The following is a 23,213-nucleotide window of genomic DNA, read 5'->3' as shown; positions in this document are numbered from 1 at the left end:
TCACTCTGCCGTCAGCGTTGGCCGAAAGCCCAGGCTCTCCCCCGAAATTCATCCTCTGTGAGGTCTCCTCCTCCCCCCGTATGAATCCGAAGAGACCGGCGCTGCCGGGTAATTGGCTCTCGCGGCCAATAGCGGTCCGGTATCCGCCCCTGAAGAATCGCTCGCCGGACAAGCGGACCAGCCGAACACGTCATGCTGGGGAACACGGAAGCTGGAGGCGGAATGGCGGCGGACGGTCTTCCGGCGGAATCGGTCGCCCTGGCCGATGTGGCCCTGGTCCTGCTGATCGGACGCCTCGCCCTGCGGATATGCGGACGGCTGAAACAGCCTCCGGTCGTGGCGGAGATCGCCATCGGCATCGCGCTGGGCCCCAGCCTGCTCGGGCTGCTCCCCGGCGACCTGCCCGGCCTGCTCTTCCCCGACGAGGTTCGGCCGATGCTGTCGGCCCTCGCCCAACTCGGACTGCTGCTCTTCATGTTCCTGGCCGGCTGGGAGATGGACCTCAGCCAGCTCCGGGGCCGCACCCGCTCGTTCAGCGCGCTAGCGGCCCTCGCCATGGCCGTCCCGTTCGCGCTGGGCGCCGGGGTCGCCCTGCTGCTGGCCGGACGGTACGCGAACGGCGAGGTCAGCAGGACTGCCTTCGTGCTGTTCCTCAGCACCGCGTTCGCCATCACGGCCTTCCCCGTGCTGGCCCGCATCATCAGGGACAGCGGCCTCCAGGGCTCCCCGCTCGGCGTCATCTCCATGTTGTGCGCGGCGGCCGGGGACGTGGCGGCCTGGTGCGTACTCGTACTGGTCGTCGCGGTGGCCGAGTCGGGCAGCCACGGACAGTTCCTGCTGGTGCTGGCGCTCACCGCCGCCTACGCGCTGGTCATGGTGGGCGTGGTGCGCCCCGGGCTGCGCCTGCTGCTCGCCCGGACGCGGCGCGTGGGCGTCTCGCGCGGCAGCCTGTTCGTCCTGCTGGCCTGCGGGGTGTTCCTCTCCTCCTGGGTGACCTCCTGGATCGGTGTCCACGGCATCTTCGGCGCCTTCGCCTTTGGCCTGGTGATGCCGCGCGGCCTGCGCGAGGAGGTGCGGAGCGGCATCGCCACCCCGATGGTGACGACGGTGACGCTGCTGCTGCCCGTCTTCTTCATCGTCACCGGACTCTCGGTGGACGTCGGCACGTTGGGGCTCGCGGGGCTCGGCTTCCTGGCCCTGGTCATGGCGACCGCCGTGGTGGGCAAGTTCGCCGGCACGGTCCTGCCCGCGCGGCTGTCCGGGATGTCGTGGCGGGAGGCGGGCGCCTTCGGGGCGCTGATGAACACCCGCGGCCTGACCGAACTCGTCATCCTCGACGTCGGCCGCCAACTCGGCGCGATCGACACCGAGATGTTCACCATGATGGTGCTGATGGCCGTGGGCACCACCGCGATGGCCGGGCCGCTGCTGCACTGGCTCGGCGTGACCCGCCCCGGCGTGGACACCCCGGCCCAGGACGCGCCCGGCGCGCCCGGAACACCCCCCGAGACCCGCGAGACCCGCGACACCGCCGCCAACTCCCCGGAGCCCGCCGTCGTTTCGCGGGAGCGGCCGTGACCCGCCCGGTGGCGGGCACCGCCGTCGCGCTGGACGGGGCGCACCGCGCCCGGGTCTGGTTCGGCCGGTCCCCCGTCGCCACCCCGGCGGACTGGGCGGTCCTCTCTACCGGGGAACGGGCCCGCGCCCACCGGTTCGTGGACCCCGAGGAGACCGAGTGCTACGTCCACGCGCACGCCGCCGTACGGAGGTTGCTGGCCCACCCGCTCGGACTGGCCCCCGAGGCACTGCGGTTCGGCCGCTGGCCCTGCCCCCAGTGCTCCGGCTCGGATCACGGACCGCCCCGGATCATCCACCCGCCCGCCGCGCCCCGCTTCAACCAGTCCCGCAGCGGCGCCGACTGGCTGCTGGCCACCACCCCCGGAGACACCCGGGTGGGCGTCGACCTGGAGCCGGTGCGGTCGCTCGCCACCTCCTTCGACAACCTGATGACCAACTGCCTCACCCCGGAGGAACGGGACCACGTCCGTCAGCCCACCGAACCCGCGGAGCGGCACCGGCGGTTCTTCCGCTGCTGGGCGCGGAAGGAGGCGGTGCTGAAGGCGGTGGGCAGCGGCCTCGCCGGGGGGCTCACCCGGGTCCACGTCCGCCCCTGGGAGTCCGGCGGGACGCCCGTCACCTTCGACGGGCCCGGCGCCGGTCGCTTCCTCGTCTCCGACGTACCGGTACGGGACGGGGTGGCCGCCGCCGTCGCGGAAGAGCTGAACGACGCCTCGCGTATGGGTCGTTCGGCCGACGGATGAACACCGACCCCCGCCCGGGGGCCACTTCGGTACTCATCCGAAAGGACAGGAGGCGATTCATCAACAGAGCTGAGGACGTCCCGGATACCGGGGGATAGGTTGTGGGCCGTCTCGCCCGTCGCGGAAACACGGGACACCACACGTACCAACCGCTGTGAACAGCCTGGAGGTCACCATGTCGGGGAACGTCACCGTCCCGAATAACGAGGAACTGCTCTCCGAGTTGACGGAATTCATCGAGCAGCGATTCCTCCCGGAGGGCGAGAGCGGCATCAAGCCCAACACCCCGCTGCTCGAATGGGGAATTCTCACGTCCATCACCACGACGGAACTCATCGCCCACATTCAGGAGCGCTACGGCCTCTTCGTTCCGCCGGAGCGGATCGTCGGCGCCCACTTCAAGAACCTGGACGCCATCGTCCAGCTCGTCGGCTCGCTCCGCGACGACGACACGGTAGCCAGCGCCTGACCCCGCGACCCCCGAAGCGGCGCCCAGGATCACCCGCACACAGCGGAGTTCGGGGGCCGCCGCCGTATGTCCCGTTCCTCCCACGGGTCTTCCACACCCTGGGGATCAACTCCGTGCGACGACAGTCGGGTTATGGGGCGACGGTCCGGCACTGCCGGGGACGGGCCCGCCGGACACGGCGGCACGAGAACGGTGAGGAGAGGCATGGAGGGCACCGCGACGAGTCCGGAGCGACCCGCTGGGACCCGGTACCCCGACGCCGGGAGGGGCGGCGGGAACGTCGCCGGGGGCAGCGCCGCCGCTCCCCCGCAACTGTTCTGCCTGCCGCAGGCCGGAGCCAGCGCGACCCGATACGTCGCCTGGCGGCGGCGGTTGGCGCCCACCGCGCGGGTCTGCCCCGTCGAGCTGCCCGGGCGCGGGTCCCGCTGGGGTGAGGTACCGCCCGACCGGCTCTCCACGCTGGTCGACGACCTCGCCCGCCGTATCCGCACCGAGCTGGACGGGCCCTACGTGCTCTACGGCCACAGCTTCGGCGCCCTGCTGGCGTACGAACTCGCCCACGCGCTCCGCCCGTTGGTGGGGGAACCGGAGGCGCTGCTGGTGTCCGGCCGCAACGGCCCGAGTCTGCCGCACCCGGCGATGCCGCTGCACGGGCTGCCGAAGGACCGTCTGCTGGAACGGCTCCGCGAACTCGGCGGTGTGCCGGACTCGCTGGAGCGCAGACCGGAGGCGCTGGATCCCTTCCTGCCCACGCTCCGGGCGGACGCCCGGCTCGCGGAGCTGTACCAGCGGGGCCGGCACGCGGTGCTCACCTGCCCGCTGTACGTGGTCGCCGGGGACGAGGACCCGCTGGCCGACCCGGCGGGGCTGGCCCGCTGGGGCGAGGAGACCACCGCCGACTGCGAGGTCACCCGGGTCCGCGCCGGGCACACGCTGTTCGACACCGGCGCGTTCCACGACTGGCTCCGCCGGGCCCTCACGCCCGGCGGCGACTGAGCCGCCCGGCGGCCCAACCCCCCGGGCCGCCGGGCTCCTCCCTCCACACCGGACCGCGTACACCCGTCGTGGTGGTCCGGGTGCTACGCGTGGTGGCCGTGCTGGGGATGGTGCGTGTGCTGGCCGTCCGCCGCGTGGTGTGCGTGGTGCGTGTGCTCCTCCCGGTGCTTGGAGCCGCCGTCGGGCGCCCGCTCCCCCTCGTCCGCCCGCACCGTGAACGCCGCGGTGCGCACCGTCCCCTCGTGCTGGAAGTCGAAGAACAGCCGGTAGACCCCGGCGCTCGGGGCGACCGCCGTGAAGGTGACGTCCGGGCCGGGCCGGGTCCGCCCGTCGCCGGGCTCGCCGTGCGGATGGACGTGCAGGTAGGCGAGGTCCCCGGAGCGCAGCGCGACGAGGTGCCCGTACGCGCCCAGGTAGGGCTCCAGATCCGTCACCGGCCTGCCGTCCCTGGCCACCCGCAGCGTGAGCGGGGACGGAGCACCGCCGCTGGGCCTGCCCGCGAGCCGCACCTCGTACCCGTCGACCCGGGCCAGATCGCTCTCCTCCGGCGTCTCCACCTGCTGCTCCTCGCCGGTGACCGTGAGGTCGGCGCCGAGCGTCAGCCCCTCCTCCCGCCCCTCGGGCGCGAAGTCGGCGAAGAGCCGGTAGGCGCCCGCCCGGGGCAGCTCGACCGGGGCGGACCAGCCGCCGTCCGCCGCGCGGGTGGGGTGCAGATGGCGATAGACGGTCAGATCGCGCGCGGCGATGATCAAGTGCAGCTCCTTTCCGTGCAGTTGTCTGTACGCGGTGACGCGGCGGGCGCCCGCGTCCGCGCCCCGCCCCGCGTCCGCCCCCTGTTCCGCTGACGCACCGGCGTCCGCGCCCACGTCCTCGACGATGGCGAAGCGGATCTCGGTGGTACCGGCCGCGACCTCGGGGGTGCTCAGCTCCAGCGTGTAGCCGTCCAGCGAGGCGTGGAGTCCGCCCGGGGCGGCGGAACCGTGCTCATGGGCACCGTGGCCCTGGGCCGCGTGGGCGCCGTGCTCGTGGGCACCGTGGGCCGCGTGCGAACCGGCGGCGGGGCTGCTGGGGGTGGTGTCGGCGTTACTCATGGCGGAGTCCTCTCTTCGGGTCGCCGGGTGGCGACACCACGAAACATATACCCCCTGGGGGTATAAAGCCAAGCCTCGACACCCCCACCCCCCGTCCACCAGGACACCCGTCGGGGTCTCCCCGGCGAGCACCCCCGGGAGGCCACCCCGCCGCGAGCCCCCGAGAACCCCCGAGGCACCCCCGAAGGGTGCTGGCCACCCCACCCCTCGCCCACAACGCCCAGCTCCGGATACCCCGCACGGGTAGCGGATCCCCCACGGCGAGAGCTTGCGCGAGACGACGGGTGGGGGTATACATGAATCACGGAGCGATACCCCTAGGGGGTATGAACCAGAGAGTACGGTTCCAGAGAGGAAAGAACCCATGCCGGAAACGACCACGGAACAGACGGCGGCTAACACGTCCTGCTGCACGACCGACGGGAGCTGCCACACCGGTGGCACGGTCGCCACCGCGGCCGTCCCTGGACGGACCACCACCGTGTACCGCGTCTCCGGCATGACCTGCGGCCACTGCGTGGCCACCATCTCCGCGGCCCTCGACGCCCTGGAGAGTGTGGACTCCGTCCGGGTCGAGCTGGCGGATGGCACGGTCACCGTCCACAGCGCGGGCTCGCCCGACGACGAAGCGGTCACCGCGGCGATCGACGAGGTGGGTTATGGCGTCGTGGGTCGGGTCTGACGCCGTGCCGGGAGACGCTCACGCGTCCTCCGCCCCACCACCACCCCTTCTTTCGTCCCCTCTCACCGTGTGCGCGAGGAGCACCTGATGACCACCACGACTGCTGCCACGACCCAGGTCGAACTAGCCATCGGCGGGATGACCTGCGCGTCCTGCGCCTCACGTATCGAGAAGAAGCTCAACCGCATGGACGGGGTGAGCGCCACGGTCAACTACGCCACCGAGAAAGCGAAGGTCTCCTTCGAGCCGGGGGTGGAGGTCCCCGATCTGGTCGCGACCGTCGAGGCCACCGGCTACACCGCCGCACCCCCACCCCCACCCACCCCCACCGGCACCCCGGGCACCACCGGCACCCCGGGTACCACTGACCCGCACGGTCAGGAGAGCCGGGACGGGGAGCTGCGGGCCCTGCGGCAACGCCTGATCGTCTCGGTACTACTGGCCGTCCCGGTCATCGCGATGGCCATGGCACCCGCCCTGCAATTCACCAACTGGCAATGGCTGTCACTGACCCTGGCCGCCCCGGTGGTCGTCTGGGGCGCACTGCCCTTCCACAAGGCCGCCTGGACCAACGCCCGCCACGGCGCGGCCACCATGGACACCCTCATCTCCCTGGGCACCAGCGCCGCCCTGACCTGGTCACTATGGGCACTGTTCTTCGGGACCGCGGGCGAACCGGGAATGACCCACCCCTTCGAGCTGTCCATCGCCCGCACCGACGGCGCCGCCAACATCTACCTGGAAGCCGCGGCAGGAGTCACCGCGTTCATCCTGGCCGGCCGCTACTTCGAGGCACGCTCCAAGCGCAAGGCCGGCGCCGCGCTCAAAGCACTACTGGAACTGGGCGCCAAAGACGTCACCGTCATCCGCCAGGGCCACGAACAACTCATCCGCACCGAGGAACTGGTGGTCGGCGACCACTTCGTGGTCCGCCCCGGAGAGAAGATCGCCACCGACGGCACCGTACTGGAGGGCAGCTCGGCCATCGACGCCTCCATGCTCACCGGTGAATCGATCCCCGTAGAGGTCACCACCGGAGACAACGTCACCGGCGCCACCCTCAACGCGGGCGGACGCCTCCTGGTCGAAGCCACCCGCGTCGGCTCCGACACCCAACTAGCCCGCATGGCCAAACTCGTCGAGGACGCCCAAAACGGGAAAGCCGCCGCACAACGCCTAGCCGACCGCATCTCCGGGGTCTTCGTCCCCATCGTGATCGCCCTGGCCCTGGGCACCCTGGGCTTTTGGCTGGGCAACGGAGCCGGACTGACCGCCGCCTTCACCGCCGCCGTCGCCGTACTGATCATCGCCTGCCCCTGCGCCCTGGGCCTGGCCACCCCCACCGCCCTCATGGTCGGCACCGGCCGCGGCGCCCAACTCGGCATCCTCATCAAGGGCCCCGAAGTCCTGGAGAACACCCGCAAAGCCGACACCGTCGTCCTCGACAAGACCGGCACCGTGACCACCGGCAAAATGACCCTCCTGGAAGTCCACCTCGCCCCCGGCGAGAACGAGACCGAAACCCTCCAACTAGCCGGAGCACTGGAAAACGCCTCCGAACACCCCATCGCCCAGGCCATCGCCACCGGCGCCACCACCCGCACCGGAACCCTCCCACCCCTCGAAGACTTCGCCAACATCCCCGGCCTCGGCGTCCAGGGCATCATCGAGGGCCACGCCGTCCTGGTCGGACGCGAGAAACTCCTGACCGAATGGGCCATCACCCTGCCCGCCCCCCTCACCCAAGCCAAAACCGACGCCGAACACGCCGGACACACCGCCATCACCGTCGCCTGGGACGGACAAGCCCGCGCCATCCTCACCGTCGCCGACGCCGTCAAACCCACCAGCACCCACGCCATCACCCAACTCCGCTCCCTGGGCCTGACCCCCATCCTGCTAACCGGCGACAACCAACAAGTCGCCGAAACCGTCGCCACCGAAGTCGGCATCACCCCCCAGGACGTGATCGCCGAAGTCATGCCCGAAGACAAAGTCAACGTCGTCAAAGACCTCCAGAACAAAGGCCACTCCGTGGCCATGGTCGGCGACGGCGTCAACGACGCCGCCGCCCTCGCCCAAGCCGACCTCGGCCTGGCCATGGGCACCGGCACCGACGCCGCCATCGAAGCCGGCGACCTCACCCTGGTCCGCGGCGACCTCACCGCCGCCGCCGACGCCATCCGCCTCTCCCGCAAAACCCTCTCCACCATCAAGTCCAACCTCTTCTGGGCCTTCGCCTACAACGTCTCCGCCCTCCCCCTCGCCGCCGCCGGACTCCTCAACCCCATGATCGCCGGAGCCGCCATGGCCTTCTCCTCCGTCTTCGTCGTCGGCAACAGCCTCCGCCTCCGCCGCTTCAAACCCACCACAAACTGAGGGGAGTTGAGCGAGGCCGCGTCCGCGCGACGCGGGACGGAACGAGCCCCTGGGCGGGGCGGCGGGACCTCCGCCGCCCCGCCCAGCCGTGCGCCCGGCAGCCGGGGAGTCACAGCCGCCGGGAGGGACCCGGCCGGTCCGCGCGGGACGGGGCGCAGTGCGCGCAGGCGGCGGCTTCGGCACCGAACGGACCGTCGCGTCTCCACCGACCGGCGCCGTACGCACCGGAACACACCGGGTACGCGCCGAACGGGGCGAACCGGTCCCCGTGGCAACGGGACGGCGCGCACACACCGGGGTGACACCCGCCGTCACAGCGACGGCGAAGGGAGAGGCCGGGCACGGGAACCTCGCGGGGTCGGGCCGACCACCGCCGGACCCACGCGGTCAGGCGGCGATCACATACGGGCTGGGGGCGACCGGTGACCACACCGGACGTTCCGGAGCCCGGGGAACCCGCGGGGAGGCCCGCCCGATCACGCCACAGGGCGAGGCGGCGCCCGGAGCGGGGCACACGGCGAACTCGTGGTGCGCCAGGACGAGTTCGCGCTGGAGTTGGCGGAGCGCCGTCCGGCCCACCGCGCGCCAGACGCCCACGGCCGCGACGGCCTCCTCCTCGGACGGCGGACGTCCCTCCCACCGCGGAAGCGGGAGACCGGCGTGAGCGGCCGGCGTCTGACCGACGGGTAGCCCCGTGAACTCTTCGGCGGATGCCAGAAGTTGACGTGTCAGATCGATCGAGGCCAGCTCTCGCTGGACGAACTCCAGGGTTCTGACCCGACGTTCGGCGCGCAGCCAGAGATCGAGCGCGATCCGCGTCTTGCCCGCGCCGGTGGGGACGCTCAACAGCCCGCGCGCGCCGACGGGATCGTCGCCCCGGCACCACTTGGCCTGCACCACCATGACGGGGCGCTGCCCCTCGTAGACCACCACGTCCACGCCCGTGTCCGGGTGGGACGCCCGGCTCCCGCCACCGGGGGCCGCCGGCCCACCGGCCACCGCCGTGAACTCAGCGAGGGCGGCGCGGAATCGGGACATGCCCGGCACCCTACACCGCGCCCCTCCACACCGGGCGGCCCTGCGAGCGTTCTGCGAACGCCCCCCTAAACCCCACCAGTTGGCCGCCGGGCCACCCCGGGGACGGCCCGGCGCGCGCCCTTCGCGGGCAGCGGTCAGCCCGGCACGTTCCTCCTCGGCCACGGCACCCGCCGAAGAGCGCCACAAACCCTTCCTGAACGGGTGGTTGACCCGCCGCTCCAGCGAACACGCCCCGTACGACGGGTCGTTCACGTCCATCGACGGTCACGGGAAGCACGTCCGGCGAACTCCACGGCGAACCGCCGCGGTTGACCTCCGGCGAACTTCACCGCGAACCGCCGCGGTTGACCTCCGGCGAGGGACGCGGCGACCCTCCGGCCTGCCCGCTCATGTCCGGGAGAGGCCGGTAGCCGCCCCGCCGTGTTGTCCGCCCGGACAGCCTCCCTCTACGGTGACGGGTCCGAGGGACCCAGGGGGAGGAACCATGGCCGAGGGTCGCTACCGGCTCAGCACACCCGCGGCGCGCCTCACCACGCGCGTCGTCCTCGCCGCCATCGGTGGCGCGGTAGCCGGGATCGCCGCGTACTCGATCAGCCAGACCGGCGGCCAGTTACTGTCCGTCGTCGTGGGTGGGCTCGTCGGCGTGGGCGTGGCGCTGGGCGCCGACCACTACCGGCGCACGGTGCGGTTATCCGAGGTCAGCCTGGTCCTCCTCGGTAACACGGTGACCTTCACCGCCACCACGGACATGCGGCAGGCCGCGCAGCGCGCGTTCTTCCAGGCGGCGACGCGGATCGCCACCCGGCCGTTAGCGGACGGCAGCGGCAACCTGCGGGAGGCGCTGACCTCCCTGAAGACCCTGTTCGACCGCTACCGCGAGCCCCTGGAGTCCGAGACCGCGGCCTTACCGGCCCCGGCGGGGAACGGCGACTCGGTACACGAGCTGATGCTGGAGATGCTCAACACCGAACTGGGGCCCTTCCTCGCGACCTGGCACCCCCAGCTCGCGGCCTGGGAGGAGACGCACCCGGACGAGCCGGAGGGGAACTGGCCGCAGAACGCGGCGTTCCGGGCCGAGTTACGGTCGCTCCAGCACCGCCTGCGCCCCTACGTCGTGGGGCTGGGCACCATCGCGGGCCTGCGCGAACCGGAACGCCACCTGCCGCCGCTCCCCGACCCCGAACCGGCCCCGGCCCGAGACCCGGCGTCCGCGCCCGTCCCGGGCCCCGCGTCGCACCCGAGCCCCGCGTCGGACCCCGCGCCCGCCCCCGCCGACGACCGCCCCCGTCCCTCGCCCCGCCGCCCGCCGGGACCGCGCACCCCGGAGTGACCGCTCCCGTTTGCGGACCGCCGCGCACCGTGGCGCATGATGTGACCGTGACATCCGCGCGGCACCGCCCTCTCGTCCCCGGTCATCGGGCCCGGTCAGCACCGTCCCCGTCGGCGCGCGCCGACACCGGGGCGCCGCGCTGACCCGGCGGGCCGGACCGACCGACGTGGGGAGCCGATGAACACCAGGCCGGAGGCGACGCCACCCGCGGCCGCGACGTGGGACGTCTTCGTCAGCTACAGCCGCTCCGACGCGCAGCGCGCCGGGGCGCTGGCCTCCGCGCTCCGGCGCTGCGGCCTGGCGGTCTTCCTCGACGACACGGCCGTCGAGGACTTCGCCTCCATCACCCACACCATCGCCGCCGGCCTGGGCCGCTCCAGGGCGCTGCTGGCGCTCTACTCCTACGACTACCCCCAACGGCGCGCCTGCCAGTGGGAGTTGACGTACGCCTACCTGTCCGGGCAGCGGGAGGGCGACCCCCGCCGGAGAGTGCTGGTCGTCAACCCGGAGACCGGCGCCGACCACGTCCAGCCGCTGGAGGTCCGCGACGCCCTGCACTGGTCCTGGCCGGACAGCGGCGACGCGCTCGACCGCCTCGCCGCGCGGGTGGCGGCGCACGTCGCCCGCCTCGCCTCCCCCATGGCCGACACCGGCCCCGACCCCGCGCCCTCGGCCGCCGTGCCCTGGCTGCCCGCCCCGGCGCGGGTCGGCTCGTCCCGCTTCACCGGCCGCCTCCCCGAGCAGTGGCGCGTCCACTCGGCGCTGCACCGGCACCGCGCGCCGCTCATCCAGAGCACCGGGCAGGGCGCCGACCGCGCCGCGCAGCTGCGCGGCATGCCCGGCATCGGGAAATCGCTGCTCGCCCAGGAGTACGCGCTCCGCTTCCGCTCCGCCTTCCCCGGCGGCACCTTCTGGTTCGACCTGCACGCCGCGCGCGGCGCCTCCGTCTCCACCGCCCTGGACTCCTACGCCGAGCAGGTCGCCACCGTGGCGGACGCCCTCGCGCTGGACCGTCCCGCCGACGCCGGGCTGCCGCAGCTGCTCAGCCGGCTCGCGGTGCTGCTCAGCGAGCGCGGCGCCCCCTGCCTGTGGGTGGTCGACGGCGTACCGGACGGGCTGACCGACGCCCAGCTCCACCTCCTGCGCGGTCCCCACCTGCTCGCCTCCAGCCTGATGACCACCCGATCGCTGCGGTACACGGCCTTCGCCGAGACCATCGACCTGCCGCCGCTCGCCGAACCGGACGGCTACCGGCTGCTGACCTCGCACCGCGCGCCCCGTGACGAGATCGAGGAGACCTCCGCCCAGGCCCTCGTCCACGACCTCGGCGGCCATCCGCAGGCCCTCGACCTGCTGGCGGCGAAGGCCACGTCGAGCGACTTCGGGCGGTTGCGCAACCGCCTCCACGCGCCGGGCGCCGACCTGCTCGGCTCCCCCGAGGCGGAGGACGGCCGCCCCCCGCTGACCGCCACCCTGCTGTCCCGTCCCCTCTCCGGCCGCGCGCCCGCCGACGACGTGCTTCGGCTGCTCGCCCTCGCCTGCCCCGCGCCCCTCAGCCAGTCCGCCCTGGAGACGGCGCTGTCCGCGCTGCCGCCCTACGGCCCCTGGGCCACCGGCGGTCTGGTCGGCCACGCCCTCGACGCCCTCCTCGGCTCCGGCTCGCTCCGGCCCGGCAGCTTCCAGGAGCGCTCCTGGACCATCCACCCCCTGCTGGCCCGCGCGGTCCGCCGCCACGACCCGGACACCGCCCGCCAGGAGGACCTGCGCAAGGTCCTGCTCCAGGCCCTGACCCCCCTCGACTCCCCCGCCCGGGACGGCGAGGCCGCACGGCTCACCATCACCCGGGAGACCTCCACCCCCGGCCCGCTGGAGCGGTCGGCCGCCTTCGACCTCCAGGTCGAGCTGGTCACCCGGGTCGGGGTGCAGCCACTGGCCGAGGGCGCCGGATCGCTCCGCGAGGCGCTGTCGTCCCTCCACACCCTGTTCACCGCGGCACGCGACGCGCTGCACCGCGTCGCGGACGAGATCACCATCCCCGTGCACCTCGCCTCGATCGTCGCGCACCTGCTCAACCTGCGCCTGCGCCCCTTCCTCACCCGCTGGCACACCGCTCTCCAGCAACACGAGGCGGCCCGCCCGCCGACCGTCAGCGTGATCGACCACGAGCGGGAGTGGCCGCGGAGCGACGAGATGCGCGCCGAGCTGCTCGCCCTGCGCGGCCCCCTCACGGACGCGGCGACGGACCTCGCCGCGATCTGCGGCGTCAGCCTCCTCGAACCCACGCCCCGCCGCCCCTGACCGCCCCGCGCCCCGAGGAGCGCCGAAGCGCCACCGCGCGCCCCACCGGAGCCCCCCTCGGAGGCGCCCCCGCCGCTCCGAACCTGGTTGCGGCCACCTCGACGGGTACGGGATCATGTGCGACGTCCCAGCTACGCGGGGTCCGCCCCGCCCAGCGGGCCACGTTATGCTGCACGGTGCGGGCCGTTAGCTCAATTGGCAGAGCAGTGGACTTTTAATCCATTGGTTGTGGGTTCGAGTCCCACACGGCCTACTCTCCAGACCAGGTCGGCCCCCGCTGACCTGGTTTTTTCCTTAGCTGCGCCCTTCGGGCCGGGGAAAGCGATGTTCTTGGCGCCCTCGTGTGTGGCCGTCGCGCGGCCACCGGGTCCTCTCGGCTACGGCTGGGAAGGCAGTACCGGGTGACGCGGTATGACCCGCTGCGGTGCCCCAGTTGACCCCCACGGACGCCAGCGCCGCGGCCGTGGCCGCGGTCGCCGGGGCTCTTGTGTGGGGAACCTGAGCGGTGCGCGCGTTACTGGGTGTGCAGCACGTCGGCGAGTTCGGGGATCTGCCGGGTGGGGAAGTGGAGCAGCGCGTAGGGGGCGAGGCCCTGCGGCTTCAGGGGTACGTTCATGCGCCAGGAGCCGGGCTGCCAGGTGGTGCGGACGCGGTCGCTGAAGGGCGGGAGTTTGGCGAGCATGTCCACGAGACGGTGGGCGTCGGGGGTGGGGAGCTTGAGCAGAGCCCATCCGCGGTGGTAGTCGATGAACGGGTCGCCGCCGTATCCGAGCGGGGTAGGGCGCTGGGCGCGGACGCCGGCGGTCGCCTCGCCGACGTTCTGACAGCACGCGCTCGTCGTGAAGCCGAGTCGCCACAGGGAGCGGATGATGGGGGTCATCTCGCGGTCGATGGGGACCTGTTGCCCTGTGGAGGTGGTGAGTACCTGGTGCGGGTGGATGGCGGGATCGGTGCGCATGGGCGTCTCCTTGTCAGGTTCGGCGGTAGGTGACCCACTGGTGCGCGGCGGTGGCGAGGGACTGTTTCCACTCGGTGTCGGGGGCTTCTTCGGCGATGCTCGTCCAGAGGCGTGCCTGTGCTGCGGCGAACACGTGGAGGGCTCGGTTGGTGGTGGTGGCCCATGCTGGGGTCTTGGATGCCCACTGCTCGGCCTGGTGGGGGGCGTGCCCTGCGGAGATGAGCCAGACCGCCCAGCAGGCGGCGTCGACCCATGCGGCCCCGCGGGTGGGCCATGCCCAGTCGACGATGCGTGCGGCGTCGTTGTGGATGAGTACGTTGTCGGGGGTCCAGTCGGTGTGCAGTACGGTCTCGCCGCTGAGCAACGCGGCGTCCTCGGGGCGGTCGATGTACGCGGCGAGGCGTTGCTCGATCTGCTTCATCTCGATGTTGGCGGGAGCGTGGACGCCGGACAGTGTGCTGATCGCTTCGGCAACACGTGGTAGATCCTTGCTGCCTGGGCAGTAGTTGACGGGGCGTCCGTCGACGTGCTCGAACACCAGCAGATTCCACTCGCCGTCGTCGAGAGCCCACACAAGGCGGGGGGCGAGCGGGACGACGTAGGGGTTGATGGCGGCCTCGCGTTGCTGCGTCCATGCCTGTGGGTGATCGTTCCGGCGTCCCTTGAGGAAGAAACGGCCACGATCGGCGTCGAGGGTCACAGCGATCTCGCTGTTCATCCCCTTGGCGGTGGATTGGGTGCCGGTGATCGGCCCGGTGTGTTCGGTGATCGTGTCGCGGGTGGACTCGGGGAGGTCGGCCCAGTTCAGTTTCATGGTCACCATGGCGGGAGTGTGGGGCGGTCAGGGGCCGGGGCCGGCCGTTGGCGACGGACGGCCCCGGCGTGATGGACGGTGTGGATCAGTACGGGTTGTCGTCGCCGCAACCGCGCATGACCTCGTTGCCGGCGATCGTGTCGAGGTCGTCGACGAGTTCCACCTCGTCCTCGTTGACCGGCCGCGTGGTGAGCTGAACAGACACGGCGGGGTCAGTGGTGGCTGTCTCGGTGAGTGTTGCCATGGGGCGCACCTCCTTTCAGGCGTGTTGGCAGTAGCGATCCAGCGGTGATCCGGCCTTGCGGTACAACTTCACGAGCGGCATACACGTGGTGCACGACTTCTGGAGCGAGCAGCCGGTGCATCCGCTCTGACGCTGTAGCGCGCGGTCGGCGATGTCCCCGAGCCGGGACAGTCCCGCGACACCTTCTTTGAGGAGTGGAATGGGGTGATCGCGGGAGACTTTGCAGACGCTCGCCAGCCCGAAGGGGTTCACGTTCAGGGACGAGTGTCCGGCGTCGCATCCAGTGAAGGGGGTCCGGTTGTGGAGGTAGTCCGGGGCCTGTTGCGCGAGGGGGTCGGCGCCGCCGGCGAACGTCGGCGACATGTGGGTGTACTCGCGCACCCGTGAGGCGTACTGCTCGGCGAGCGTGCGCATGGCCACCGCCTCGTGCGCGTTCTTGTCGGTCACGACCACGCTCAGCGAGAGCGGCAGCTCGGCCTCTCGCGCGGCAGCAATCCCGCGCATGAACTTCTTGAACGCGCCGCGTCGGTTGGTGAAGCCGTCGAAGGTGGCTTCGGTGGCGCCGTAGATGCTGAGGGTGATTCGGTAGGGGCGCCGGGCGGTGAGCAGGTCTAGCAGGTACGGCCGGAACAGGGTGGACCCATTCGTCAGGATCTCCACCATCATGCCGAGGTCGTAGGCGAGTGCGTATGTCTCGGGAAAGTGGCGGTCGATCGTGCACTCGCCACCACCGAGCTCGACCCAGACCACTCCCGCGTCGCGCAGGATGCGCAGAAGCAGCTCACGCTGCGGCCACGCGAGCCCCTCATGCCGCTTACTGCCATAGACACAGTGGTCACACGCCCAGTTGCACCCGGCGTTCACCTCGTACGACGCTCGACCGTGGCCGTACGGGGACACCTCACGGATCAGTAAGGCGGAGCCTGCCCGTCGCCCAACGAGGTCGAGCCCCCAGCGGCGACGGGCGGCAGCGGTCAGCCACTCGGGCAGCGGGCCGTCGTCAAAGGCAGTCTGCCGCAATTCCAAGTAGTGATGTCCCTTGATCTTGATGCCGCTACCGACTCCGGGCCGAAGCACCAAGTGCTCGCCAAGGAACGGAGCCACGATCAGGTCATGGTCATGCGTGGGTGCGGGCGCCTCGCTCCCCTTGCCGGGAAGCGTGGGTGCCTCGCTCCCTCCAGGCGATCCGCGCGGGGTGGTCTCCAACTCAACGGAGCTGATCGAACGCATACCTGGGTTCCTTCCTCTCCGTGGGGTGTTGCGTTCCGGGCCCCGAGCTGGGGCCCGAGACGGGAGTTCAGGCGGGGTGGCCGGTGATGTAGGCGGTGCGGTGTCCGTCGAGGGAGGCGCGGACGGCGGTGCGGACGCGGAGGAGTTGGTACGGCGGGAGGAAGTCGCCGAGGTCCTCGTAGGGGACGTACCGGTAGTCGCTCAGCTCGTCGCCCGGGAGGTGGAGAGGAGTCGCGGGGTGGAGGAAGCCTCCGTCGAAGACGAAGTTGATGCCCTCGCGGGAGGGTGGGTTGGCGGGCATGTGGTGAACGGTGAGCAGGTCGCCGGGTTCGACGCGGCGTCCGGTCTCTTCGAGGACTTCGCGGCGGAAGGCGTCGTGCAGGTCCTCGTCGGCTTGGGCACAGCCGCCGGGCAGACCCCAGGGGAGGAGGTCACCCTGGTCCTTCCGGTAGCGCTTCTCGACCAGGAGGATGTCGCCGTCGGGGTTGGTGATCAGGGCGAGGGCGCCGACGCGGCGGCCGGGCGGGTTGGTGAAGTCGTCGTCGCTGTGCATGACCTGTGCTCTTCCCTTGTGAACTGATCTGACGATGCGGGGTGTTGGCGCCGGATGTGGTGTCGGCTGACGGCTGCGTGGGTCCGGTTCCGGGGCGCGGTGCGGGGTCGCGTGCCGTTCAGCCGCCCGTGGCGGCCATGTGGCTGGTCGTGCCGGGAACCGTCGGGGTAGGGGGACTTGGGCTGCTGGGGCAGTGCGTGGGTATCCGGCCGCCGGGTGGTGGGGTGGGTGCCTGGCAGGCGGCCAGGATCAGGGCGAGGGTGAGAAGGGCGGTGACGGAGGTTAGCGCCACCACGAGAATGGGTCGGTCCAGCTCCGGCGGACACCGGTACCCGTCCTGCGGGTCGTCCGGCTGGTTGTCCGCATCTCCGGCGAGGCCCCAAGGGGCGTAGCCGGTAGTGGAGTTGGTCTTCATCACCCCGTCGTTCGTGGACGGGGGTAGAGGTTCGGGCCTGGTCTGTTCCGTGGCCCAGCTCTGTGCTCGGGGCATGGCCCACGCACCGTTCGTGTGGGGGTGGTTGAGGCCGTCGTCCGCATACGACCCGCGTCGGGACCGGGGGGCGGGGTTCAACGGGGGGCGGGGTTCAGAGATAGAGCTGTCGGCCGCAGGTGCCGCAGTGCGTCTTGCCCTCGCGGACGACGGTGGTGGGGTGGTCGCAGCGCGTCGTCCGGTGCTGATCACAGGGCCCTGCCACGACACCTCCCCGGACACCACGACGGAGCCAGCGACCGTTGCCCAACCCGCACCTCACCGGGAGGCAACCCGGCCTGGTGGTGGGACAGTTCACGTGCTGTCGCGCTCTGGTTTCGTGGGCCTGTCGGCGTCGTCGACGGCCGGAGTGACGACGGTGGTTTGGGACCGGCGCCGATCGGGGTGCGGAAGGGGGCGGTGAGTTCACGGGTACGTGCCCGCTCCAGGTCCATCAACCTCCGTAGGCAGGGCACACAGCCGAACAGGGGCATCCGACCCCACGGCATCGTCACCACCCGGAACGGCGTCACACGCACGTCATCACGACCGCAGTACAAGCCGCAGCGACCCGTGGACCACACACCGGCCCCCTCCGGGACGAACCCATCCGCCGATCCCTGCTCCGGTGCCCCGGACCTCGCGCCGGACGTAAAGGAAGTCCACACACACCACAGCCAGATGGCTACCAGCGCGCCGACCGCGACCACGTAACCGACCAGCTCCGCCCAGCCGTTCACCGCCGCCCCCACATCAGCAGCCACCCCGTCGCCCACACCCGGGCCAGCACCCGGTACACACTCACCGCTCCCGCCCCTGGTCCGCGCACTTCCGCAACACGGCGGTCAACTCCCGCGCCACCACCAGATTGCACCGCCCCAGGTCCACCACCGGACGCGGGTTCCAACCCCTGACCGAGATCGGCTCCAACCTCAGCGTCGGAAGCTTCACCCCCACCTCAGCCAACGCCTCCCGTAACTCCTCCCGCACTTCCTCCGCTTCCACGACCGGACGGACCGCTACTTGCCCGTACCTCTGCGCGCGTGTCATCTCTGTCCCTTCTCTCGTAGTCGTGTGGGAGCCCCAGGCGCCGTAAGAGCTGATTGATGCAAGCTCCTCACGTAGGAGCTGGGAGTTGGGCTGATAGCCCGCACCCCCGCCGGGACGTAGGTGGGAGAACCTTCAACAGGACGTCCCTGGCAGGGGGCGGAGCTTCAGCGGTGGCGCCCAGCTCGATGCCCCCGGGAGTTGGGTCTATAGCGGGGCTCGTCCAGCCCGAGGGAACGCAGGTTGATGTTCTGTGACGCGTGCGTGCGCCACCTCGTCGTGAGCCCGCGTGGAGCCCCTCGGCTACCCCTTCAACGAATTGCTCACCTGCGTACACGGGCACTCCTCCGCTACGCGTTTCATCGTTCGGACGCTCACCAACCCTTCCGCGTGGCAGAGTTAGCCGCAATAGAACCTGCTGGGAATCCTGCCTATGCAGGAAAATGGCACATGCCAAGGCGTGCACATGGTCTTCTGCTACGTGCACGTCGCCTGTCAGGCTGAACGCAACGGAGATGACGGCGCGCGTGAGCGTCAGAGAAGAGGGCACATGGCGGCAAGACCACAGCCGACCGCCAGGCGCATCGGACTTGGCCACGAACTGCGTCAGCTCCGTAAGAACGCGGACCTCACCATCGAGCAGGCCGTCGTAGACATGCCGTTCGACGAATCCACGCTCCAACGGGTGGAGGCTGGCTGGAAGTCCTTTCGTCAGGCTGGACATCTCCGGGACCTGTTGGGCCGCTACGGCATAGATGACGAGGACGAGATCGACCGTCTGCTGGAGATGCAGCGTGACTCGGCCAGCCGAGAGTGGTGGACAGGAGTTGGCACCACCAACCTCATGTCCGGGATGCAGCGCTTCCTCGGAGTGGAGTCAGCAGCTCGGGAGATCCGCCTCTACCACCCAACGATCGTGCCGGGCCTGCTGCAGACGGAACGCTATGCACAGGCCGTCCATGACTTGTCGAAGCCCATCGATGAGACCACGACGGAGTTCGTCAACAAGAGCGTGAACCTGCGCATGAAACGGCGGGAAGCCATCACACGCGATGGGGACCCTCAGAAGGTCTGGGCAGTGCTGTACGAGCCCGCGCTCCGCTACCGTGTCGGTGACGCAGAGGTGATGCGGGAGCAGTACCACGAACTGGCGAAGCTTGCCGTGAGGGAGAACGTGACGTTCCAAGTGCTTCCCCAGGCCGGGAACGGCTACGTTGCCTTCCATGACGTGAACATCATGATCTTGGGCGAGGGCTTGCCGACCACCGTCGAGACGGATACTGCCTGGTTCACCGTCGCGGTCTCGGACAAGCCTCGTGACGTCGGACGGTTCTCCAGGATGTTTGACGCAATGGTGGCGGAAGCCCGACCGCCCAGTGATACACCCAAGTTCCTCAACCAACTAGCGAGAGAGATCGCAGAATGAACAACCACCCTGCCACGGTCATGGCTCCCGACCTGGGGGGCGCTGACTGGGTCAAGTCCTCCTACAGCAACGGCGGCGGCAATTGCGTTGAGGCGGCTGCTCCCACCTGGGCCACGCACGGCGCTGTTGCGATTCGCGATTCCAAGCAGCCCAACGGGGCCGCGCTCCTGGTCGGCGTGCACAGCTTCGCCGCGTTCACCCACGCCCTCAAGGCGAAGTCAGCTGACCACTGATCGGTCCCCGCAGACGTAAATCGCCCCCTGTACGGCCAACAGGCCGTACAGGGGGCGTTGTTCATTGGGCGAGTTGCCAGGCGGACAGGGTGAGCGCGGCGAGGGCGACCAGCGCGGCGACGCTGGCGAGCGGCCATTGGCGGCGCTCGATGGCGTCGAGGCGGTTGCCGTGGTCGGTGAGCGTCCGGTCGGTCTGGTCATCTCTTTGGGTCAGCAGGTCGAGGCGAGCGAACCCGGAGTCGACGGCGCCACGCAACTGTTCCAGCTTGCACACCTCGTCTACGTGTCAGAGCTACCCAACGTGGCAATTCGCGTGGTGCCGTTCACCGCTGGTATGCACTCGGGTGTCACCACGGGACCGTTCGTGATCCTGCGCTTCCCAGTGAACGGGGACGGGGTTGACACGGAACCGCCTACGGTCTACGCGGACGGCTACACGGGGGGTTTGTACCTGGATAAGCCACGTGAGGTTGAGCAGTATGACGCGGCCTTCCAGGATATTTGGGAAACAGCACTCGATGAGCAGGCGTCCCGACGCCTGCTGGCGGAGGTCTCAGGGAGTTATGAGCAGGGTTGATCTGTCAGGCGCCACCTGGTTCAAGTCCAGCTACAGCAACGGCAATGGTGAGTGCGTCGAGGTGGTTCACCTCGACGACGCAGTCGCTATGCGAGACACCAAGCAGCGTGGAGCGGGGCCTGTTCTGACCAGCACTGTCGAAGGGTGGCGGACCTTCATCGCAGGTGTCGTTGACGAGACCGACAGGCGATAGGTATCGGTCGTCCCGCGTATCGAAAAGCGCCCCCTGTACGGCCAACAGGCCGTACGGGGGGCGTTGTTCAGTGGCCGGTGAGTTGCCAGGTGGACGGGCGGACAGGGTGAGCGCGGCGAGGGCGACCAGCGCGGCGACGCTGGCGAGCGGCCACTGGCGGCGCTCGACGGCGTCGAGGCGAGCGCCGTGGTCGGTGAGCGTCCGGTCGGTCTGGTCGTCCCGCTGCGTGAGTAGGTCAAGGCGGTCTGACGAGGTCGGGCCGCGATGCCGGGCGGGGATGGCGCCCGGCTGACGCGGCTCAGCCGAGAGTGTCCTTCTCGTGGTGGTGGAGGACCTTCGCCAGGGCCTTCTTCTCGCTGGCGTCACGGACGACACCGTGCGGCGACGTGGAGAAGCGCAGGCCGATTCCGGCGCTGGCGAAGGAGCCGCCGTTCCGCTCCGCACGGTCGGCCACCTTCCGCAGCTCCGCTCCGGTGATGGTGCAGCCGCCCTCGGCCTCGGCCTCCGGGCGGAGTTCGCGGAACCGCACCTCGCAGGAGCCCAGTACCGGGAGCGCGTCCCGTGGCGTGCCCAGTTCTCCGCCTCGAACGGTGACCCGCACCCTCGGACGCAGTCGAGCGTCCGGCAGGTTGTTTCGTACGGTGACCGGCACGGTCAGGGAGTGGCATCGGGGTCCGCAGACGGCCTCACCGTGCGAGGTGCGGGCCAGGTCGTTCGACAGCGGGACGTTCACCGAGATCGTCTTCCCCAGCCCGTCGACGATGGAACGCAGCTCGCGGTAGGCGCGCTTGGCCGCCGCCTTGCCCTCGGCGCGTACGGTCATCCGGGGCGGCTCGGGGCCGCCCCGGAGGGAGCCGAACGGGCCCTTCATCTCCGCGTCCCTGCCGGTGTAGCCCAGGAGTCGCCGCGGACGGTCCGGCTCCACCCAGTAGACGCCCTCATAGCCGTGGCCCGACCTGGGCTTGGCGTGGAAGCCCAGCGCGTCGCGCGGGACGCCGGAGGGCCGGGGCAGGTTCTTCGGCACCGTGCCGGACGGCGTCCACTCGGTGCTCCGCCGGGTGCTGGACTCGGTGCTCCACTCGGTACTCGTCCCACCGGGGGCGGACGAGCGGGCGGGCCGGTACTCGCGGAGTTTCTCGGCCAGTTCGCGCGGCGGGAACCACGTCAGGTCGAGACCCGCGATCTGGCCCTCGCCCTCTCCCAACCTGTCCGACGGGCCGGACCGCTCCCGGACCTCCCTCCAACGCCCCTTGTCCGCCTTCGTGTTGCCTTCCGCGCCCTTCCCGTCCCCACCCGTGGTGCGGTCGGTCCTGACCAGGGTGATGTTGTCCGGCACGTGCGCCACGGTGGTGGTGCGCCCCTTCGAGGTGACGGTGCCGACCACATCCCCCGCTGGCAGGGCCCGTACGTCGACGGAGATCCTGGTCTTCGGTTCGCCCGGTTCTCCGGCGCGCCAGGAGCCCTTCCACCGCAGCATGGACGCCCGTTGGAGCTTCTTGGCCGTCGCCGCCACGGTCACGTCTCCCTCGTCGGACTCCGAGGAACCCTTCGGCCCCGAGTCCTGCCCACCACACCCGCTCACCACGACCGCGCAGACCACCGCGCCCGCGACGAGCGCTCTTCGCGAACCCCCACCGGCCGTACCCGTGGACCGCATACGTCTCCCCCTCCGCGCGCTCACGTCACCGATACCCGGCCTACCCCTACACACCACCCAAAACGCGAGGTTCCGCTTCTCCCCGCCCAACTCGACCCGGCTACCTCGGACTTCGGGTGTTACTCCCTCTCCACACGCTCGCCCCCACCAACCGGTTCCCGAAGCGTGTATCAACGACGGGCTTCCTCACTGCGGCCAGCACCAACGGCGATGGCCCCTCCGGCGCCGGACAACTCGGGGCCGCGACGTTCGGCACCGGACGCGCCGGGGCTTCGGCTCGGACGGCCGCGCACCCGGGACGGCACCGCGGGCCGGCGAGAGTACGGCCCGCGTCCGTTCGACCGGGCGGTCGGCGGTCCGAACCACCGGGCCCACGACGGCTGTTGGGGAACGTCACAGAGACGGTGAACCGACCGGCGCCGTCACCGCAGCCCGAGCGGTCAGCGGGTGAGGGCGTCGGAGTGGCCGGACTCGACGCGTGCCCACTGGGGGATGGGGCGTCCGCCGCTCCGCAGCCGGAGTGCGTCGTCGTCCGTCCGCTGCACGTGGGGCCAGCCGGACGGCGAGTCCTCCCACAGTTCCTGCCGTCCGTACACGGTGAGGTCCATCAGCGCGTAGCTGTAGTCCATGGCCTCCACGCCACGCCGGGTCGTCCAGTAGGTCTCGAAGACCCGGTCGCCGTCCCGCAGGTAGCACACCAGGTGCATCATGCCGACGTGCCGCCCGGTCAGCAGCGTCTCCTGGGAGGGCAGCGCCGAGTACCACGGCACGTTCTCCCAGCCCATGAAGTCGCGGTAGCGACGGCTCTCCTCGTACGGGCCCTGGCAGAAGACCGCGTAGGTGATGTCCCGCGAGTGGAGGTAGGACAACTCCCGCACCTGCGAGGTGACCCAGGTGCAGCCCTCGCACTGCTCGGCCGCCGGGTGTCCGGGGTGCCACATGAAGTAGTAGGCGATGAGCTGCCGACGCCCCTCGAAGGCGTCGAGCAGGGTCACCGGCCCGTCGGGACCGGTGAGTTCGAGGTCGGCGGGCATCTCGACCACGGGCAGGCGCCGTCGGGCCGCCGCGATCGCGTCGTCCTCCCGGGTGTGCGCTTTCTCCCGCTCGTGCAGCGCCTCCAACTCCTCGTGGAACGCCGCGCGTTCAACCACGGGAGGCAGCGCCGGAGCGCGGTCCCCCGTCATCTCGTTCTCCCGCTCGGTCACAAC

General features: G+C 70.8%; 24 protein-coding genes and 1 tRNA gene. 13 read left to right on the top strand and 12 right to left on the bottom strand.

Annotated elements, in window-relative coordinates; all coding sequences use genetic code 11:
- Positions 1-222: 222 nt before the first annotated feature.
- From E0L36_RS23460 to E0L36_RS23445, 4 genes are all read left to right on the top strand, one after another.
- Positions 223-1,578: a cation:proton antiporter gene (locus tag E0L36_RS23460; RefSeq protein WP_180931271.1), complete on the top strand. Its 1,356-nt coding sequence runs from the start codon at positions 223-225 to the stop codon at positions 1,576-1,578.
- A complete protein-coding gene (locus tag E0L36_RS23455; RefSeq protein WP_180931270.1) occupies positions 1,575-2,321 on the top strand; it encodes a 4'-phosphopantetheinyl transferase superfamily protein in 747 nt (248 codons plus the stop codon). The genes E0L36_RS23460 and E0L36_RS23455 overlap by 4 nt, the downstream gene beginning before the upstream one ends.
- A gap of 154 nt (positions 2,322-2,475) precedes the next feature.
- Positions 2,476-2,790 (top strand): acyl carrier protein, encoded by a 315-nt coding sequence (locus E0L36_RS23450; protein ID WP_308416894.1) that lies wholly within the window; start codon positions 2,476-2,478, stop codon positions 2,788-2,790.
- A 204-nt stretch (positions 2,791-2,994) separates the two neighbouring features.
- Complete coding sequence (locus E0L36_RS23445) at positions 2,995-3,786, top strand: thioesterase II family protein (RefSeq protein WP_180931269.1); 792 nt, start codon at positions 2,995-2,997, stop codon at positions 3,784-3,786.
- A gap of 83 nt (positions 3,787-3,869) precedes the next feature.
- On the opposite strand, the gene E0L36_RS23440 is transcribed toward E0L36_RS23445, so the two are convergent.
- On the bottom strand, positions 3,870-4,877 hold the full coding sequence (locus E0L36_RS23440; protein WP_180931268.1) for a hypothetical protein: 1,008 nt from the start codon (positions 4,875-4,877) through the stop codon (positions 3,870-3,872).
- 364 nt (positions 4,878-5,241) lie between these two features.
- On the opposite strand from E0L36_RS23440, the gene E0L36_RS23435 reads away from it, so the two are divergent.
- Both E0L36_RS23435 and E0L36_RS23430 read left to right on the top strand, forming a co-directional pair.
- Positions 5,242-5,559 carry a heavy-metal-associated domain-containing protein gene (locus tag E0L36_RS23435; protein ID WP_180931267.1) on the top strand — a complete coding sequence of 106 codons (318 nt, stop codon included), beginning with the start codon at positions 5,242-5,244 and terminating at the stop codon, positions 5,557-5,559.
- Positions 5,560-5,646: 87 nt separating this feature from the next.
- On the top strand, positions 5,647-7,938 hold the full coding sequence (locus E0L36_RS23430) for a cation-translocating P-type ATPase (RefSeq protein ID WP_180927864.1): 2,292 nt from the start codon (positions 5,647-5,649) through the stop codon (positions 7,936-7,938).
- A 387-nt stretch (positions 7,939-8,325) separates the two neighbouring features.
- Here the strand turns inward: E0L36_RS23430 and E0L36_RS23425 are convergent, their stop codons facing one another.
- Positions 8,326-8,976, bottom strand: a complete 651-nt coding sequence (locus E0L36_RS23425) for a hypothetical protein (protein ID WP_180931266.1) — start codon at positions 8,974-8,976, stop codon at positions 8,326-8,328.
- 484 nt (positions 8,977-9,460) lie between these two features.
- Here E0L36_RS23425 and E0L36_RS23420 point away from each other — a divergent pair, with 484 nt between their 5' ends.
- The 3 genes from E0L36_RS23420 to E0L36_RS23410 all read left to right on the top strand — a co-directional run bounded on the left by E0L36_RS23420 (position 9,461) and on the right by E0L36_RS23410 (position 12,857).
- A complete protein-coding gene (locus tag E0L36_RS23420; protein WP_180931265.1) occupies positions 9,461-10,306 on the top strand; it encodes a hypothetical protein in 846 nt (281 codons plus the stop codon).
- Positions 10,307-10,483: 177 nt separating this feature from the next.
- A complete protein-coding gene (locus E0L36_RS28365) occupies positions 10,484-12,604 on the top strand; it encodes a TIR domain-containing protein (RefSeq protein ID WP_180931264.1) in 2,121 nt (706 codons plus the stop codon).
- A 180-nt stretch (positions 12,605-12,784) separates the two neighbouring features.
- Positions 12,785-12,857: transfer RNA gene (locus E0L36_RS23410), tRNA-Lys, on the top strand.
- A 261-nt stretch (positions 12,858-13,118) separates the two neighbouring features.
- On the opposite strand, the gene E0L36_RS23405 is transcribed toward E0L36_RS23410, so the two are convergent.
- The 7 genes from E0L36_RS23405 to E0L36_RS23375 form a co-directional block, all read right to left on the bottom strand.
- Positions 13,119-13,562 (bottom strand): hypothetical protein, encoded by a 444-nt coding sequence (locus E0L36_RS23405; RefSeq protein ID WP_180931263.1) that lies wholly within the window; start codon positions 13,560-13,562, stop codon positions 13,119-13,121.
- Positions 13,563-13,575: 13 nt separating this feature from the next.
- On the bottom strand, positions 13,576-14,385 hold the full coding sequence (locus E0L36_RS23400; protein ID WP_180931262.1) for an aminoglycoside phosphotransferase: 810 nt from the start codon (positions 14,383-14,385) through the stop codon (positions 13,576-13,578).
- Between the two features lie 76 nt (positions 14,386-14,461).
- Entirely contained in the window at positions 14,462-14,620 is a 159-nt protein-coding gene (locus tag E0L36_RS23395; protein ID WP_180931261.1) for a hypothetical protein, read from the bottom strand.
- A gap of 15 nt (positions 14,621-14,635) precedes the next feature.
- A complete protein-coding gene (locus E0L36_RS23390) occupies positions 14,636-15,850 on the bottom strand; it encodes a radical SAM protein (protein WP_180931260.1) in 1,215 nt (404 codons plus the stop codon).
- A 67-nt stretch (positions 15,851-15,917) separates the two neighbouring features.
- Positions 15,918-16,403: an NUDIX hydrolase gene (locus tag E0L36_RS23385; protein ID WP_180931259.1), complete on the bottom strand. Its 486-nt coding sequence runs from the start codon at positions 16,401-16,403 to the stop codon at positions 15,918-15,920.
- Between the two features lie 118 nt (positions 16,404-16,521).
- Complete coding sequence (locus E0L36_RS23380; protein WP_180931258.1) at positions 16,522-16,893, bottom strand: hypothetical protein; 372 nt, start codon at positions 16,891-16,893, stop codon at positions 16,522-16,524.
- 780 nt (positions 16,894-17,673) lie between these two features.
- Positions 17,674-17,922 carry a hypothetical protein gene (locus E0L36_RS23375; protein WP_180931257.1) on the bottom strand — a complete coding sequence of 83 codons (249 nt, stop codon included), beginning with the start codon at positions 17,920-17,922 and terminating at the stop codon, positions 17,674-17,676.
- 463 nt (positions 17,923-18,385) lie between these two features.
- Between E0L36_RS23375 and E0L36_RS23370 the strand changes: the two genes are divergently transcribed.
- Positions 18,386-19,345, top strand: a complete 960-nt coding sequence (locus E0L36_RS23370; RefSeq protein WP_308416893.1) for a helix-turn-helix transcriptional regulator — start codon at positions 18,386-18,388, stop codon at positions 19,343-19,345.
- Positions 19,342-19,578, top strand: a complete 237-nt coding sequence (locus E0L36_RS23365; protein WP_180931256.1) for a DUF397 domain-containing protein — start codon at positions 19,342-19,344, stop codon at positions 19,576-19,578. Before E0L36_RS23370 ends, E0L36_RS23365 begins: the two co-directional genes overlap by 4 nt.
- A gap of 61 nt (positions 19,579-19,639) precedes the next feature.
- Here the strand turns inward: E0L36_RS23365 and E0L36_RS23360 are convergent, their stop codons facing one another.
- On the bottom strand, positions 19,640-19,852 hold the full coding sequence (locus tag E0L36_RS23360) for a hypothetical protein (protein WP_180931255.1): 213 nt from the start codon (positions 19,850-19,852) through the stop codon (positions 19,640-19,642).
- 9 nt (positions 19,853-19,861) lie between these two features.
- Between E0L36_RS23360 and E0L36_RS23355 the strand changes: the two genes are divergently transcribed.
- On the top strand, positions 19,862-20,155 hold the full coding sequence (locus E0L36_RS23355; RefSeq protein ID WP_308416892.1) for a Scr1 family TA system antitoxin-like transcriptional regulator: 294 nt from the start codon (positions 19,862-19,864) through the stop codon (positions 20,153-20,155).
- Positions 20,058-20,348 carry a DUF397 domain-containing protein gene (locus E0L36_RS23350; RefSeq protein WP_308416891.1) on the top strand — a complete coding sequence of 97 codons (291 nt, stop codon included), beginning with the start codon at positions 20,058-20,060 and terminating at the stop codon, positions 20,346-20,348. Before E0L36_RS23355 ends, E0L36_RS23350 begins: the two co-directional genes overlap by 98 nt.
- 298 nt (positions 20,349-20,646) lie before the next feature.
- Here E0L36_RS23350 and E0L36_RS23345 read toward each other — a convergent pair whose 3' ends face one another.
- On the bottom strand, positions 20,647-22,005 hold the full coding sequence (locus tag E0L36_RS23345) for a hypothetical protein (RefSeq protein WP_180931253.1): 1,359 nt from the start codon (positions 22,003-22,005) through the stop codon (positions 20,647-20,649).
- Positions 22,006-22,445: 440 nt separating this feature from the next.
- Positions 22,446-23,189, bottom strand: a complete 744-nt coding sequence (locus E0L36_RS23340) for a DUF899 family protein (protein WP_180931664.1) — start codon at positions 23,187-23,189, stop codon at positions 22,446-22,448.
- Between the last annotated feature and the right edge of the window lie 24 nt (positions 23,190-23,213).

It is taken from the genome of Streptomyces sp. AJS327 (assembly GCF_013450295.1).
Classification (GTDB): domain Bacteria; phylum Actinomycetota; class Actinomycetes; order Streptomycetales; family Streptomycetaceae; genus Streptomyces.
This window is presented reverse-complemented; position numbering and strand designations above follow the sequence as displayed.

Excerpts from the sequence above, each read along its gene's own strand:
- E0L36_RS23460 (WP_180931271.1), top strand. The coding sequence starts at position 223 with ATGGCGGCGGACGGTCTTCCGGCGGAATCGGTCGCCCTGGCCGATGTG.
- E0L36_RS23445 (WP_180931269.1), top strand. The coding sequence starts at position 2,995 with ATGGAGGGCACCGCGACGAGTCCGGAGCGACCCGCTGGGACCCGGTAC.
- E0L36_RS23440 (WP_180931268.1), bottom strand. The coding sequence starts at position 4,877 with ATGAGTAACGCCGACACCACCCCCAGCAGCCCCGCCGCCGGTTCGCAC.
- E0L36_RS23435 (WP_180931267.1), top strand. The coding sequence starts at position 5,242 with ATGCCGGAAACGACCACGGAACAGACGGCGGCTAACACGTCCTGCTGC.
- E0L36_RS23430 (WP_180927864.1), top strand. The coding sequence starts at position 5,647 with ATGACCACCACGACTGCTGCCACGACCCAGGTCGAACTAGCCATCGGC.
- E0L36_RS23425 (WP_180931266.1), bottom strand. The coding sequence starts at position 8,976 with ATGTCCCGATTCCGCGCCGCCCTCGCTGAGTTCACGGCGGTGGCCGGT.
- E0L36_RS23420 (WP_180931265.1), top strand. The coding sequence starts at position 9,461 with ATGGCCGAGGGTCGCTACCGGCTCAGCACACCCGCGGCGCGCCTCACC.
- E0L36_RS28365 (WP_180931264.1), top strand. The coding sequence starts at position 10,484 with ATGAACACCAGGCCGGAGGCGACGCCACCCGCGGCCGCGACGTGGGAC.
- E0L36_RS23405 (WP_180931263.1), bottom strand. The coding sequence starts at position 13,562 with ATGCGCACCGATCCCGCCATCCACCCGCACCAGGTACTCACCACCTCC.
- E0L36_RS23400 (WP_180931262.1), bottom strand. The coding sequence starts at position 14,385 with ATGGTGACCATGAAACTGAACTGGGCCGACCTCCCCGAGTCCACCCGC.
- E0L36_RS23395 (WP_180931261.1), bottom strand. The coding sequence starts at position 14,620 with ATGGCAACACTCACCGAGACAGCCACCACTGACCCCGCCGTGTCTGTT.
- E0L36_RS23390 (WP_180931260.1), bottom strand. The coding sequence starts at position 15,850 with ATGCGTTCGATCAGCTCCGTTGAGTTGGAGACCACCCCGCGCGGATCG.
- E0L36_RS23385 (WP_180931259.1), bottom strand. The coding sequence starts at position 16,403 with ATGCACAGCGACGACGACTTCACCAACCCGCCCGGCCGCCGCGTCGGC.
- E0L36_RS23380 (WP_180931258.1), bottom strand. The coding sequence starts at position 16,893 with ATGCCCCGAGCACAGAGCTGGGCCACGGAACAGACCAGGCCCGAACCT.
- E0L36_RS23375 (WP_180931257.1), bottom strand. The coding sequence starts at position 17,922 with ATGACACGCGCGCAGAGGTACGGGCAAGTAGCGGTCCGTCCGGTCGTG.
- E0L36_RS23370 (WP_308416893.1), top strand. The coding sequence starts at position 18,386 with ATGGTCTTCTGCTACGTGCACGTCGCCTGTCAGGCTGAACGCAACGGA.
- E0L36_RS23365 (WP_180931256.1), top strand. The coding sequence starts at position 19,342 with ATGAACAACCACCCTGCCACGGTCATGGCTCCCGACCTGGGGGGCGCT.
- E0L36_RS23350 (WP_308416891.1), top strand. The coding sequence starts at position 20,058 with ATGACGCGGCCTTCCAGGATATTTGGGAAACAGCACTCGATGAGCAGG.
- E0L36_RS23345 (WP_180931253.1), bottom strand. The coding sequence starts at position 22,005 with ATGCGGTCCACGGGTACGGCCGGTGGGGGTTCGCGAAGAGCGCTCGTC.
- E0L36_RS23340 (WP_180931664.1), bottom strand. The coding sequence starts at position 23,189 with ATGACGGGGGACCGCGCTCCGGCGCTGCCTCCCGTGGTTGAACGCGCG.